Here is a 14,475-nt window from a genome sequence, read left to right on the forward strand (position 1 = left end):
GCCAAGAGACCGAGCAGGCTGCAATCTGCCCGGTCTGTATCACGTCGCGCTAGGAGATATTCTAGCCGAACTGCGCGGCCGTGGCTTTGCCGCCTTTGAGAATCCGCTCCGCAAGGCGAAGCGCGTCTTCATGCGTTGCGACGAGATCCATTCTCGTGCCGAACGCCTTCGTTGCAAGCGCCATCTGCACCTGCATGGCTGCCCGCTTGATAGGGTTGGCTTCGACCCCGATCACTGCCCGGCAAATTGCCGCAAGCGCAGTTTTATTCTTCTTCAGCCATATGCCGCGAGCCCTGCGATCCTCATGATTCTCAGCTGCCTGATCGCCGTCCATGATGACGACGAAGGGCATGGAAATGGCGAGCATGGCGTCCATTTCCCTTTCCCATTGTGCGGAATAGCCTGGTCGCACGGACCCGGCCGATTGGCGCACGATCGGCCACAGGGAGACATCGTGAAAGGTGAAGGTGGTTGCATCGATTGTCATGCTGTTGTCCTCAAGCGATTTTGTCTGTCACTGCTGCGAACAGCATCGCGGCGCCGCGTTCCGATGTATCGATGGCGCGGGCTGCCCGTTCGCGCATGTCGGCCTCGTAATCCAGCAAGGCCGTACAGGCCGTCTTTGACTCCTTGTCGGATTTGGCCAGGATCTGCGTCAGCATGCATGCGTCCTCTAACGCGGTATTGGCGCCAAGCCCGCCGGCAGGGCTCATCGCGTGAATAGCATCCCCGAGGAGCGTCACCGCACCGAATGGCCAGAGAGCGTCCGGGCGACCGCTTCTGACGGGGAGTGCCGCCACAGCTGTCGACTTGCTGTGGCTGATGATCTGTTTCAGTTCCGGATGCCAGCCGCGCATTGCCGTCCTCAGCAATACAGGCAGATCCTGCGTGTGATCGTAGGTCTCCAATCCCAGTTTTTGACGGGGGCCGATCAGCGCCCAATAGAGATAGTCCGTCACCGGCGTCAGCCTGCAATCCAGAGCAACACTGGCGGCAAGGTTCGGAAAGTCGTCGCGGAAGCGCATGAGATCGAAGATCGCCGTGCACCCATCGGCAAAGACCACCGTCGTTCCATTCCCAAGTAGGTCAGCGGCATCGTTCAGCGGCATTTCGCTCTTGCCGTAGACGCATATAGAACCTGTATCCGCCGGCTCGGCATATGGAGCCAGCTGGCGGCGCACCTGCGAGTTCACGCCGTCGGCGCCGACCAACAGATTGCAGGAAACCGGGGGGCCACCTTCGAACTGCACCTCGACGCGACCGTCATCCATGCAGCGATAGTGGGTGAAGGCATGTCCGAAATGAACGTGATCCTCGATCCCCGACAGCAGGATTTCGCGAAGGGTCAGGCGATTGACGCTCAGATCGCCGTCGTCGTCATCCTCGCCGGTATCCCAGCTCGTCGGCGCGCGCCCCGTGACGGGCAGAAGCTGAGGAGTCAGGAAGCATACGGATCGAGGGCTCACCGAGGCGGTCGCCCGAAAGAGCTCAAACAGAGCCGGCGGCAGGCAGGCTCCCAACGCTTGTTGTCCGTTTGCGTCGATACGGATGCGATAGCCTTGCAAGCGGCTATCTGCCGCCGGGTCGCGCTCATATACGTCAAAGCGGATGCCGGCGCGCTTCAATCCCTGTGCGAGGCACAAGCCGCCGAGGCCTGCGCCGATGATGACGACACGAAAGTCCTGCATGGGTCTTCTATTCCATTCACTGGTCGATTTCGATCTTACGAGAGAAAGATAGCCCAGCGCCGCCAGAGCATGATAACGACATTCGGACTATAAATATTGCAAAACGGCCAAACGAAAATGGACATCGAAGATATCGGCGAACGTGCTGACGGGCCGCCGCTCATTGCCTTTTGGGGATCGGATGAACCCGGTAGCGCCTTCCGCCTGGGAACCCAGGAATATGATTGGCACGCGCATATGCGCGGGCAGCTTTTCTGCATTGAGAGCGGGCTCGTCCGCGTCGATACGCCGGATGGTTCCTGGCTCCTGCCGCCGCAGCGTGCGGGCTGGATTCCGCCTGGTGTCATGCACAAGGCGGGGATCAACGGCGTGCTGAGCGGCTGGGGCATCCTTCTGACGCCCGGTGCCAGCGCCGGTTTGCCGACGACGCCTTGCGTTCTCAGCGTCAGCGATGTCCTGCGGGCGCTCGTGCGTCGGGCGACGACATGGCATTGGGAGGAAAAGCTGTCAGCGCAGCAGCGTCGCCTTGCCGCCGTTCTGCTGGATGAGGTTCGGGCCGCGCCTCGCGAAAGCCTGCATCTGCCTATGCCGACGGATCGGCGCGTTCTGCGCATCACGGAAGCCGTGCTGCAGGACCCCGCCAGCGAGGAGACCTTTCAGTCACTGGCGCAGCGGGCGGGCATATCCGAACGCTCGGCCAGGCGGCTCTTCCATGCAGAAACGGGCATGTCCTTCGCAAATTGGCGGCAGCAGGCGCGCTTGTTGCTGGCACTGGAACATCTGAGCGCGGGAATACCGATCGCTGAGGTGGCGGACAGCTTGGGCTATGCGAGCGCGAGCAGCTTCATCGCCATGTTCCGGAAGGCATTTGGCCTATCGCCGCGCCGTTACCTGTCCGTCCGGAAATCTTGATCTCCTCGTAATTTCGGAAATGACGAGAGGGGGCGCCGACCTGTTCATCGGCGCCCGAAGATAGTTCAGACTGCGACCCGGCGTGGCTTCAAGGCGAGCAGGCGCAGCGCATTCATGGTGACCAGCACCGTGGCGCCGGTATCGGCGAGGATTGCCGGCCAGAGCCCGGTGATGCCGACAATCGTGGTGATGAGGAACACACCCTTCAGGCCGAGCGCGATGGTGATGTTCTGGCCGATATTGCTCATCGTCCGCTTGGAAAGGTCGATCATCTCGATGACATCGCCGACGCGGCCATGCAGCACGGCGGCATCCGCCGTTTCCAGAGCAACGTCGGTTCCGCCGCCCATGGCGATCCCGACATCGGCTGCTGCAAGCGCGGGGGCATCGTTGATGCCGTCGCCGACCTTGGCGACGCGCAAGCCTTGCCGCTTCAGGTCGCCAACGATCCGCTGCTTGTCCTCGGGCAGCAGTTGCGCCCTGACCTCGATACCGAGTGTCTTGCCGATCGCCTGTGCCGTGCGCTGGTTGTCGCCGGTCAGCATGATCGTCTTGATGCCCGCATCGGCAAGCGCCTTGAGGCCGGCGGCGGTATCGGCACGCGGCTCGTCGCGCATGGCGAGCAGGCCGGCAGCGCTGCCCTTTGCAACGACGACGGAAACGGTCTTGCCTTCATCATTGAGCTTCGCGATCTGTACCGACTGTTCCGAGGTCAACGATATCCTGTCGGCCACGGCCTGCGGCGATCCCAGAAACACTTCGACACCATCGACCGTGCCGCTCACGCCCTTGCCGCCAATCGCTTTCGCATCGATGACTTGAGGAATATCCGTTCCGGCTGCAGCTGCGCGATCAAGGATCGCGCGGGCGAGCGGATGACTGGAACCGGTTTCGAGTGCGGCTGCCAGTCGCAACACTTCCGTATCGCTCATGCCGAGACCGACGATATCGGTGACCTTGGGCTTGCCTTCGGTCAGAGTGCCGGTCTTGTCGAAGGCAACGGCGGTGACTTTGCCGATGTTTTCGAGCACGGCGCCACCCTTCAACAGCAGACCACGCCGCGCGCCGGACGAGAGCGAGGCCGCAATCGCCGCCGGCGTCGAAATGACGAGGGCGCAGGGGCAGCCGATCAGCAGGATCGCCAAGCCCTTATAGACCCACTCGCTCCAGGCCCCGCCCAGGAACAGCGGGGGAAGGATGGCGACCAGCGCGCCGACAACGACGACGCCGGGCGTGTAATAGCGGGAGAAGCGATCGATGAAACGCTCGGTTGGAGCCTTCGATTCCTGCGCCTCCTCGACAAGCTTGACGACGCGGGCGATGGTATTGTCGGAGGCTGCCGCGGTCACGCGGACGCGCAGCGCCGCATCGCTGTTGACGGTGCCGGCAAAGACGGCGGCATCCGCACCCTTGCGAACGGGGGTGCTTTCGCCTGTCACCGGCGCCTCGTCGATGGCGCTTTCGCCTGAGAGGATCACGCCGTCGGCCGGAATGCGGTCGCCGGGGCGAACCAGGATAATGGCACCGACGGCAAGGCTTTCGGCCTGCACTTCGCGGGTCTTGCCATTCTCCTCAAGGAGAGCGGTCTTGGGCACCAGATCCGTAAGGGATTGAATGCTGGCGCGGGCCTTGCCGGCCGCAACGCCTTCGAGCAGCTCGCCGATCAGGAACAGGAAGACGACGGCCGCGGCTTCTTCGCTGGCGCCGATGATGACAGCGCCGATGGCCGCGATCGTCATCAGCATTTCGATCGAAAACGGTGTTCCGACCCTTGCGGCCATGAAGGCGCGCCGGGCGATCGGCACCAAGCCGACAAGCATGGCAGCGGTAAAGATCCAGACGTCCAGTGCGGGAACCAGCTTGCCGATCCCCCAGGCAGCGGCAAGTGCCAAGCCGCTGGCGATCGTCAGGCGGCCCTTGGCCGATTTCCACCATGGTCCTGTGCTCGGTCCGTGGTCGTGACCGTGAAGGCCGGCAACCGCCGCTTCTCGCTCTTCGGTGGTGTGGTTATGCCCGGCATGGTCGTGCCGATGGCCAGCGGCGCCGTGATCGTGGTCGCCATGATCATGGTCATGGTGGTGATCGTGGCTGTGTCCCGCATGATCATGCCCATCGGATTCGTGCTTGTGATGATCGTGCCCGCAGCCGCAGGCATGGTCATTCTCTTCTACCTTTGGCGTGGAGACGTTGCTCTGCGGCAGCGGGAAAACTTTGTAACCCAGCCCCGTGACCCGCTTCGCGATGTTGGGCAGAAGATCGGGATCTCTCTGATGCTTGACCGTCATCGTGCCCGCAGTGACCGAGACGGAAACATCCTCGACACCTTGCAGGCGGCGAACGGCTGTATCGATTTTCGCGGCGCACGAAGCGCAGTCCATGCCCTCTACGCGATAGCGGCTCTGTTGTGTTGTCGAAGTCATGTTTCGGTTCCAGATTTTCTCTTGGAACCACTGCTACATCCTCTAGTAACTAGAGGGACAAGAGCAATTTTGCGAATTTTGTGTGATCATTCGCAGAAAGCGGCAATCGATCTAGCCGTGCTCCCGCCCCAGTTCCCTGCACCGGTTGTTACGCCACGGCGCAGGCAGGCCTATAGTTTCAGCAAAACTTTTCCAGCCTTGCCGGGCGCCAGCGAGGATTTCACCGCTTCTGCGATCTCCGTGATGTCATAGGCTGCTTCCACCGGCAGTTTGACTTCGCCGGATGCGACGCGCGTGATCAATTCGCTGATCAGCCGCCGGCGCTCTTCCGCCGGCATGGCGGCGCTGACCTTGATGCCCCAGAAGCCCTTGATCGTTAGCTGCTTGAAGATGACAGCCCTTGAGGCGATCTGCATCGGCTTGCCCGCCGCAGTGCCGAAGGAAACCAAGAGGCCGTTTTCACCTAGAAGGTCGGCCAGGTCGTTGCTTGCAACACCGCCGACGGAGTCTACGGCAGCGCGGATCGGTGCATCGCCGACCATGGCACGTACCTTCGCCTTCCAATCTGAAGCGGCAGTCGAAACGGCGTTGCCGATGCCGAATGCGGACAGCTCGTCAATGCCGCCATCGCGCCGAACGAGGTTGATCATGTGTATGCCGCGGCTATGGGCCAGCATGGCCAGCGTCTTTCCGACCGCGCCATTCGCAGCGTTCTGGATGATCCAGTCGCCGGGCTCGACATGGAGGGACTCGAGAAGCGAAATGGCGCTGAACGGCATGGCGATCAGCTGTGCTGCGGCTTCGTCGGAAATCACGTCGGGCACCGGAACCAGGCTTGCTGCCGGCGCTGTGAATTGCTCGGCCCAGGTGCCATGGACGCCGGCCGCAACGACCCGCTTGCCGATGAGCGTCTTGTCGACACCGGCTCCGACGGCGTCGACGAAACCGACCGCTTCGCTACCGCCGATGGCGGGCAAAATCGGCTTGTAGCCATAAGCGCCGCGCACGGTCCAAAGATCGTGATTGTGGATGGGGGAGAGAATAGTGCGAATGCGCACGTCTCCGGCGGCAGGCTCCGGCAGCGGCATGTCGGCCAGATAAAGGACCGCAGCCGGATCGCCGAAGACATCGTGGATGGCACTGCGCATTGTATTTTCCTTGCGTGTTGACATGCTGGTCCTGCTTTGGATCAAAGGCTGCCGGGTGCCGAAAGGGCTTGTTCGGTGGCAAGCATGGCCTGGTCGAGCGGTGTCTTGTCTTTTCCAAGCTTGGCGAGGATCGCTGCCCCGAGCCAGAGGCTATAGAGCGAGCGAGCCGTCTTTTCCGGGATGCAGGATGGTGAAATCGAACCGTCCTCGCGCCCCTCGGTGATTGTTTTGGTGAGGCGGCGAATGAGATCCTCGACGCCGCCGAGCAGGATCACGCGCATATTGTCCGAAAGATCGGAGATCTCGGCGGCAAGCTTTACGACCAGGCATCGGTCGGCAAGGCTGGCCGTGTTACCGTCGGAAAGCCAGGCATCCCAATAGTGCATCAGGCGTTGGCGGCCATTGCCCTTCCACCCGAAGAGTGCGTCGAGTCTCTCCGCATAGTCAGAACAATATTGCTTCAGCAGGGCGCAGCCGAAGGCCTCCTTGGACGCGAAATAATAATAGAACGAGCCTTTCGGCACGGCGCTCTGCTCGAGCAGCTCTTTCAGGCCCACGCCTCCGAAACCCTTGCGCAGCACCAGTTCTCGCCCGATTGCGAGAATATGGCTCCGAGTCAGCTCTGATTTCTTCTTCGTCATCATGAGCGGTCCGTAACAAATATTCGACCGGTCGTCTATAAACCCGATGTTGTTCGCCGTCAGATCAATGCGAGAGCGGCAAGCGAGAGGATCAGAGCCGGGAACATCACGAGAGCGCCGATCCTCAGGAAAGCCAATGCTCCCATGTGGAGCCCTTCGCGACGAAGAGCGGCGAGCCAGAGGATGGTGGCGAGCGAGCCGGTGACCGACAGGTTGGGGCCGAGATCGACGCCGATCAGCACCGCGCCGGCAATGGAATCAGGAACATGGGCCGCCTGTACCGCGCTGCCGGCGAAAAGACCGGCCGGCAGGTTGTTGACGAGGTTGGAGACGACCGCGACTGAAAGCCCGGCAGCGCCGACCGCCTGTGTCTGGGACTGCGCGGCCAGCAACGCCAGCTTTTCGGACAGAAGGGCGGTGAGGCCGGTGTGATTGACCGCCTCGACGATCACGAAAAGGCCCGCAACCAGAGGTATTACGCTCCAGCTGATGCCACGAACCGTATCCAATGGATTTTGCCGGGTAAGGGCGAGAACGATGATGGTCGTGAGGAGGCCCGCGACGAATGTCGGGATGCCGAGGTCGAAATTCATGGCGGATGCGCCGATTAGGATGAGAGCGGTGACCACCAGCCCCCATCCCGCCAGCCGAGCACTGCGGGAGAGGTGCGGCTGCTCGACATTGCGGGCGATCGTGTCTTCCCCCAGCGCACGTCTTTGCGTCCAGTAGAGGCAGGCGAAGGTAACGATGATCGAGACGATGGACGGCAGCAGGAAGGTCTGCATCCAGCGCGACAGGGGTGGCATCTCACCGCCGGCGAAGATGACCAGATTGGCCGGATTGGAGATCGGCAGTACGAAGCTCGCCGCATTGGCGATGAAGGCGCAGACCAGCAGATATGGCATAGGGTCTTTCACCCGCGCCGCGCGACAGGCTGCGTAGACGGCAGGCGTGAGCACGACGGCGGTTGCGTCATTGGACAGAAATACCGTTACGACCACGCCGACAACGTAAACGAGCACGAAAAGCCGGCGAGGGGAGCCTCTGGCATGCGAGGTTGCGATCGCCGCCACCCAGTCGAAGAGCCCTTCGCGCCGCGCGAGCTCCGACAGCAGCATCATGCCGATCAGGAAGAGATAGACATCGAAACCTTTGGATATGCCCGCCCATACCTCGGCTGGGCCGATGAGCCGGAGGGCGACGAGAAGTGCTGCGCCGAGAACCGCCCAGATCGCTTCCGGCCACCGGAATGGGCGCGTGACGACACCGAGGGCGGTCAGGCCGGCGATGCTCCAGGTGATGGCGGATTCGGTCATTCAACTCGTCTTGGATTTGAGGTCGGAGCGGGTATGTAGCATCACTGCGGGGCAGCGCAAACCGGGCTGACCTATATCTCGACAGAATCCTGCACGATGTGACGAAGCGCTATGCCTTCTTCGCCGTGTCGGCGCTCCTTGCCGTATCGTCGTGCGTTTTGTCGGCTCGCTCGACGAGGACGGAACATTCTGCGTGGCGTATGACATATTCGACAGTCGAACCGAATATGCGATCGATAATATCGGACGTATGCGTTGCAAGAACGATGAGATCGGCCTTCTTCTCCTTGGCGACGGTCAGCAGCGTCTTCGATGCCGTGCCCATGCGCACGTCGACGGAGGCGGTGATGCCGAGACGTCTGCACAGAGCATCGAGCTTTTCCTCGGCTTCCGTGATCACTGAAACGGCCCAATCATCCGGGCTTTCGCGCCCGGAAGGGAAACGCTCGATAACGTGCGCGACCGTCAATTCGCCGCCTGAGGATAAAAGTGCGTGAGACGTTCGCAGCAGGCGTTCGGCGCGCTCGCGTGAGCCCAACCCAATTGCGCAAATGATCTTGTCATACATTGCATTCTCCCAAAACGCCTCGGCACGAAGCAGTTCTTCGGCGTCACTTGCAATCTCTCCGGTTAAACTTGCCCGGACAAGCAAACGAATACCCAACACATCGACAATGATGGCATCCGTCAAGTCTCGCGGCCGGCGCTGGCCCATTCGATCGGGTGATTCGCCAGTCTGGGGTGAAGTTTACCGCAATGGAGGTCAAATGGTCGCGGTTTTCATCCCCGATCAGACAGCGAGCGACGCCGAATTTGCGCTCCCCAGGGAGGCGTCGGAATCAGAGGAAATTGCTGCAGTGCAAACGGCTTAGCCGTCAGATGATGCGATGTCGCTATCGCAACAACATAGAAATATCATGGGCTTCTGCGTCAATCTGACATGGCTGCGGCGGCGCCCTGCGACATCCTGCGCGCTTTTGCGCAGTGCACAAACTGCCTTAGAACCATGTCGCGAACAACTTGCCGTGGGATCAACCCATCGGCGAGACGGGCACTGCTATTCTTGTCGCTGACAAGAAGCAGAAAGCCAGTCATATTGGGGCTCCGATATCGTCGATTGCGGCAAGTGCGTTCTGGGTTCGACGAAAGGTTGATGGTCTGCCATGCAGGTCATTCGATCTTTATTGGTCGGCGGACCCTCCTTGATGACACTGACTTGGAAAGGACGGGCTCACGTGACAGCCTCTTCCGCCACCGATGGAATGTTGGAAAGACGCAAGGTCGCGAACCCGCCTTCGTCGGAGAGTTTGCCTGTCGAGAAGGTGGCGGGTGAAGGGACGGCCGGGCAGTGTCGTGGCCTTGGCCTTGCGTCGGCTCTGCTCTGCTTGTCTTCTCTCGGATGGATCGGCCAGGCAGCAATGCTTGCCATAGGCGTCGGTGCGATCAGCAAGGGCGGCGGTGTGGCAGAGGTCGCCGTTCCGGCAGCTGTGGTCGCGGGTATCGGCGTCCTGCGCGCCGGTCTGGATGCGGCGGGTTCCCGGCTCGCGTTTCTCGCCGCGCGCCGCGAGCTGAGTATTCGGCGCGCCGCCGCAGCTGCAGCTCTTGCGGCGCGCTCACCACTCGATAGCGAGAGGCCGGCCTCCGGCCTCGCGGCAAGCGTGTTGGGCGAGCAGGCTGAAGCGGTCGTACCCTATCTCTCGCGTTTCCGTCCGATCCGCATGAGAGCAAGTGTAGTGCCGCTTGTCATGCTCATCTGTATCCTGCCGATTTCCTGGCTGGCGGCACTGATCCTTGTGCTCTGCGCGCCGCTCATTCCGATTTTCATGGCATTGATCGGCTGGCGTGCAAAAGCCGCCAGCGAGAAGCAGCTTGCCGAAACCGGCGGCATCAATGCGTTCCTGCTCGATCGTCTTCGCGGTCTTGCCACTATTCGCGCGCTCGACGCGGTCGATCTTACGGCCCGGCGCCTGCGCGCGGATGCGGACTCGCTGCGGCTGCGTACCATGGCTGTCTTGAGGATCGCATTTCTGTCGTCGGCAGTGCTCGAATTCTTTGCCGCGCTCGGCGTTGCCGCGACGGCCGTCTATGTCGGCTTCAGCCTTCTGGGCTCGATCGAAGTCGGCACCTGGGACGGTCGCCTCACATTGACGCAAGGGCTCTTCATTCTGCTGCTTGCGCCCGCCTTTTTCGAGCCGCTGCGGGAGCTGTCCGCAGTTTGGCATGACCGTGCCAGCGGGGAGGCGGCACTTTCGGCACTGAAGGAACTCGCATCATCGCGCCAGACCATTCTCGGCGGCACAGACATGCCGTCACCCATGCCGGCAGGCGAGGCCGGTGTCGAAATCGAAGCGCTGGTCTTTCGCCATACGCCGGAACGAGACGCCGCAATCGATCATTTCGATCTCTCGATCACGGCCGGGGAACATGTAGCGCTCTGGGGTGCCAGTGGCTCGGGCAAGACCACGCTTCTGTCGCTGATTGCAGGTCTTGCGCGATACGAGGCCGGTGTCATCAGGATCGGCGGCGTCCCGCTGCATGACGACACAGCGGATGCATTGCGCCGTCGCATGGCCTGGATCGGTCAGTCACCGCATATCTTTGCCGGCAGCGTCATACGCAATATCGCTCTAAGACGCGACGGCATTGATGCTCCTGCCGTTGCTTCAGCGCTCGAAGGCGTTGCTCTCGATAAGGTGTTTACGCCGGAGCGGGTAGCTGCGGTCGGCGAGGGAGGGCTCGGTCTTTCCGGCGGCGAGGCGCTGAGACTGGCGCTGGCACGGATGATGGTCGATGAGCGGGCGGATATCATTCTCGCGGACGAACCGACGGCGCATCTCGACGCGCAAACGGCGGCGGCCGTGACGGATGCGCTGCTCGCGCTCGCCAAGGGCCGCATCTTGATCGTCGCCACACATGATCCCGTGTTCGCCGCGCGAATGAACCGCATCGTCCGGCTTGATGAGCAGGCACGGAGGGTGGCCGCATGACATCCTCCCTCAAGATCCTTCTGCCGCTCATGAGATTGTTTTGGGTCGAGCGCGGCGGGAGCCTTGCTCTCGGCGCCGGCCTGTCCGTGCTGGCCATGCTTGCCGGCGGTGGATTGCTTGGGCTGTCGGGCTGGTTCATCACGGCCTCGGCCTTTGCCGGTCTGTCGATCGAGAGTGCGGCGGTTTTCGACGTCTTCATGCCGTCGGCCGGCATACGCCTGCTCGCAATCGGCCGGACAGCTGCTCGCTATGGCGAACGGCTCGTCACGCATGACGCGACCCTCAGGGTTCTTGCCGCCTTGCGCGAGAAGTTGTTTCGCGGCTGGGCGGAACCTGCCGCCGCCGCGGCGATGATCCGCCGGCCGGCAAAGCTTTTGTTCCGGCTGACGAATGATGTTGATGCGCTCGACTCCCTCTATCTGCGCGTGCTTGTGCCGGCCGCCGTCGCAGTTCTCGCCGCTATTGCGGTGACGATCGCACTCTGTTTCATCGATCCATTGTTCGGCGTCATGGCAGGGCTGTGGCTTGTCACGCTCTGTCTCGGTCTTTCCCTCGTTGCAGCGCGTCTGGCGCTGAAGCCGGGGCGCCGGCGTGCCCATGCGATGGAGGCCTTGCGTGCCCGCGCCATAGATCTCGTCGCCGGGCAGACGGATCTCGCGATGGCCGGACAGCTACAGACGCAACGATCGGTAATTGTCGAGGCGGATCGGCGATTGGCCGAAGCGGATAATGCCTTGAACCGGATCGATGGTCGCGTCGCAGCCGGCTTTTCACTCGGGTCGACATTGTTGTTGACGACGACGCTGCTTGTGGTTGCCATGTTTGCTAGGCAGGGAGCGATCGGGGCGCCCGCCGCCGCCTTCGCGCTGCTCGTCGCCTTCGCTGCCACGGAACCCTTTGCGGCTCTCAGACGGGGAGCGCTCGAACTCGGACGGACCCTCCTTGCTGCAAGGCGTATTGCGCCTCGATTGAGCCCGGTTGCCGCTTCCATGCAGCGGGTTGAGCCGGACGCCGGCTATGCCTTCCAGCTCAGTGTTGTCGTCGCCGGACACGAAGGAGCGTCCCGCCCGGTCCTGAACGATCTGTCCCTGTCGTTGCCAGTTGGCGAGTGGCTGGCGGTCGTGGGTCAAAGCGGCGTCGGCAAATCGACATTGCTGGCCCTGCTTGCGGGCGAGATTACCGCGACGATCGGCTCGGTGGCCCGTCAACCGGCCGCAACGCTAACGCAGCGTAGCGAGCTGTTTCGAGACACGGTGCGAGGCAATCTGAAGCTGGCAGCACCTCATGCGGATGACAACCATCTGCGCGATGCGCTCGCAGCGGCCGGTCTGCTCGATGATATCGAAGCACTCCCTCATGGCCTTTCAACACGCCTCGGCGAAGGCGGTAGCGGCCTCTCCGGCGGTCAGCTTCGGCGGCTGGCCCTTGCAAGGCTCTTGCTGCGCGATACGCCGCTCTGGCTTCTCGATGAGCCGACGGAAGGTCTCGATGCAGCTACGGCTCGCAACGTGCTGGCGCGACTGGCCTCGGCGGCCGATGGGCGCAGTCTCGTTATCGCAACTCATATTCGCCGCGAAGCCGCCTTGGCGGATCGGATCGTCGCTCTGGACGACGGTCGCATGGTCGCCATGGCTGCGCGCGGCACATCGGAATTCGAAATGCTTCTCGATCGGCTGCGGCCTGATTGAGGGGTAGTCAACATGCCCGCGGCGCGTCGAATGGCGCCGCATTCCTGTCAGACACACCGTAGGGGGTGGGAGAAAGACTATGGAACTCGATATCGTGGCGCTGTCGCGCCTGCAGTTCGCCATGACGGCGCTGTATCACTTCTTGTTCGTGCCGCTGACGCTCGGCCTTTCCGTGCTGCTTGCCATCATGGAAACCACTTACGTCATGACGGGCCGCCAGATCTGGCGGCAGATGACGAAATTCTGGGGGACGCTCTTCGGCATCAACTTCGTGCTCGGCGTCGCCACCGGCATCGTGATGGAATTCCAGTTCGGCATGAACTGGAGCTATTACAGCTATTATGTCGGTGACATCTTCGGCGCGCCGCTGGCGATCGAGGGGCTGATGGCCTTCTTCCTGGAGGCGACCTTCGTTGGCCTGTTCTTCTTCGGCTGGGACAAGCTGTCGAAAGTCGGCCATCTGGTTGCCACCTGGGCCGTCGCCCTCGGCTCAAATTTCTCGGCGCTCTGGATCCTGATCGCCAACGGCTGGATGCAGAATCCGGCGGGCTCGGCGCTTAATCCACAGACCATGCGCATGGAGATCGTCAGCTTCTTCGACGTCGTCTTCAATCCGGTGGCGCAGGCGAAATTCGTGCATACGGTTTCAGCGGGCTATGTCTGTGCATCGGTCTTCGTTCTCGGCGTATCGGCCTGGTATCTTCTGAGTGGCCGCAGCGTGGAGCTTGCCAAGCGGTCGATGACGGTTGCCGCATCCTTCGGGCTTGCTTCGGCGCTTTCGGTGGTCGTGCTGGGGGACGAGAGCGGCTATCTGACGACCGAGCATCAGAAGATGAAGCTCGCGGCAATCGAGGCAATGTGGAAGACCGAACCGGCGCCGGCCGCCTTCACCGCCTTCGGCTTCCCGGATCAGGAGGCCCGCGAGACCCATTATGCCTTTCATATTCCGTGGGCGATGGGCCTGATCGGCACTCGCTCGCTGACGACGGAAATTCCCGGCATCGACAAACTCGAGGAACAGGCCAAGGACCGCATACGCGAGGGCATCAAGGCTTATGACGCGCTGATGAAGATCCGCGCTGCAAAGCCGGCAACGCCCGGCGAGGCATCACAGGATATCGCGACAGCGCGAACCTCCTTCGAGGATATCGGCCATGAGCTTGGCTATGCTCTGCTTCTGAAACGTTATGTCGACGATCCGCGCCAGGCGACAGAGGAGCAGATCGCCAAGGCTGCCCGCGACACTATTCCGAATGTGCCGACGCTCTTCTGGTCCTTCCGCATCATGGTTGGGCTCGGCATGTTCTTCATCTTGCTGATGACGGTCTTCTTCTGGCTCTCGGCACGGCGGAAACTGGATCGTTATCCGCTGCTGCTGAGGATCGCGGTTTTCGCTATTCCGCTGCCCTGGGTCGCCATTGAGCTAGGTTGGGTCGTTGCGGAATTCGGCCGACAGCCGTGGATCATCGAAGGCGTGCTGCCGACGGCGGCGGCCGTCTCCAATCTCGGCGCCGGCACAGTGCTTCTCACCATCCTCGGCTTTGCGGCGCTCTACACGGTCCTCATCGTCATCGAGATGACGCTGATGATTAAGGCGATCCGCAAGGGGCCTGAACCGGACGATGAGCCGGAGGCCAAGCTGATTTCCGAAAACCTCGTTTCGGCTGCGGAGTGA

At 61.9% G+C, this 14,475-nt stretch carries 11 protein-coding genes; 4 read left to right on the top strand and 7 right to left on the bottom strand.

Features of this window, described 5'->3' with window-relative positions:
• Positions 1 to 61: 61 nt before the first annotated feature.
• A complete protein-coding gene (locus AC13Q5_RS18260; protein ID WP_457880856.1) occupies positions 62 to 487 on the bottom strand; it encodes a hypothetical protein in 426 nt (141 codons plus the stop codon).
• Between the two features lie 10 nt (positions 488 to 497).
• Entirely contained in the window at positions 498 to 1,688 is a 1,191-nt protein-coding gene (locus tag AC13Q5_RS18265; protein ID WP_488502667.1) for an FAD-dependent oxidoreductase, read from the bottom strand.
• Positions 1,689 to 1,805: 117 nt separating this feature from the next.
• Between AC13Q5_RS18265 and AC13Q5_RS18270 the strand changes: the two genes are divergently transcribed.
• Positions 1,806 to 2,600 carry an AraC family transcriptional regulator gene (locus tag AC13Q5_RS18270; protein ID WP_457880858.1) on the top strand — a complete coding sequence of 265 codons (795 nt, stop codon included), beginning with the start codon at positions 1,806 to 1,808 and terminating at the stop codon, positions 2,598 to 2,600.
• Positions 2,601 to 2,665: 65 nt separating this feature from the next.
• On the opposite strand, the gene AC13Q5_RS18275 is transcribed toward AC13Q5_RS18270, so the two are convergent.
• The 5 genes from AC13Q5_RS18275 to AC13Q5_RS18295 all read right to left on the bottom strand — a co-directional run bounded on the left by AC13Q5_RS18275 (position 2,666) and on the right by AC13Q5_RS18295 (position 8,693).
• Complete coding sequence (locus AC13Q5_RS18275; RefSeq protein WP_488502668.1) at positions 2,666 to 5,020, bottom strand: heavy metal translocating P-type ATPase; 2,355 nt, start codon at positions 5,018 to 5,020, stop codon at positions 2,666 to 2,668.
• Between the two features lie 170 nt (positions 5,021 to 5,190).
• Entirely contained in the window at positions 5,191 to 6,168 is a 978-nt protein-coding gene (locus AC13Q5_RS18280) for a zinc-binding dehydrogenase (protein WP_075854159.1), read from the bottom strand.
• Positions 6,169 to 6,209: 41 nt separating this feature from the next.
• Positions 6,210 to 6,809 (bottom strand): TetR/AcrR family transcriptional regulator, encoded by a 600-nt coding sequence (locus tag AC13Q5_RS18285; RefSeq protein WP_457880862.1) that lies wholly within the window; start codon positions 6,807 to 6,809, stop codon positions 6,210 to 6,212.
• Positions 6,810 to 6,868: 59 nt separating this feature from the next.
• The gene (locus AC13Q5_RS18290) at positions 6,869 to 8,125 is read right to left on the bottom strand and encodes an arsenic transporter (RefSeq protein ID WP_488502669.1); all 1,257 of its coding nucleotides are present in this window, start codon (positions 8,123 to 8,125) and stop codon (positions 6,869 to 6,871) included.
• A 109-nt stretch (positions 8,126 to 8,234) separates the two neighbouring features.
• Positions 8,235 to 8,693, bottom strand: a complete 459-nt coding sequence (locus tag AC13Q5_RS18295) for a universal stress protein (protein WP_075854162.1) — start codon at positions 8,691 to 8,693, stop codon at positions 8,235 to 8,237.
• 694 nt (positions 8,694 to 9,387) lie between these two features.
• Here AC13Q5_RS18295 and cydD point away from each other — a divergent pair.
• The 3 genes from cydD to AC13Q5_RS18310 all read left to right on the top strand — a co-directional run bounded on the left by cydD (position 9,388) and on the right by AC13Q5_RS18310 (position 14,475).
• Positions 9,388 to 11,112 carry a thiol reductant ABC exporter subunit CydD gene (gene cydD / locus AC13Q5_RS18300; RefSeq protein ID WP_488502759.1) on the top strand — a complete coding sequence of 575 codons (1,725 nt, stop codon included), beginning with the start codon at positions 9,388 to 9,390 and terminating at the stop codon, positions 11,110 to 11,112.
• Positions 11,109 to 12,800: a thiol reductant ABC exporter subunit CydC gene (gene cydC, locus AC13Q5_RS18305; RefSeq protein ID WP_488502670.1), complete on the top strand. Its 1,692-nt coding sequence runs from the start codon at positions 11,109 to 11,111 to the stop codon at positions 12,798 to 12,800. Before cydD ends, cydC begins: the two co-directional genes overlap by 4 nt.
• Positions 12,801 to 12,879: 79 nt before the next feature.
• Entirely contained in the window at positions 12,880 to 14,475 is a 1,596-nt protein-coding gene (locus tag AC13Q5_RS18310) for a cytochrome ubiquinol oxidase subunit I (protein ID WP_488502671.1), read from the top strand.

The organism is Martinezella sp. CNPSo 3964 (assembly GCF_057784375.1).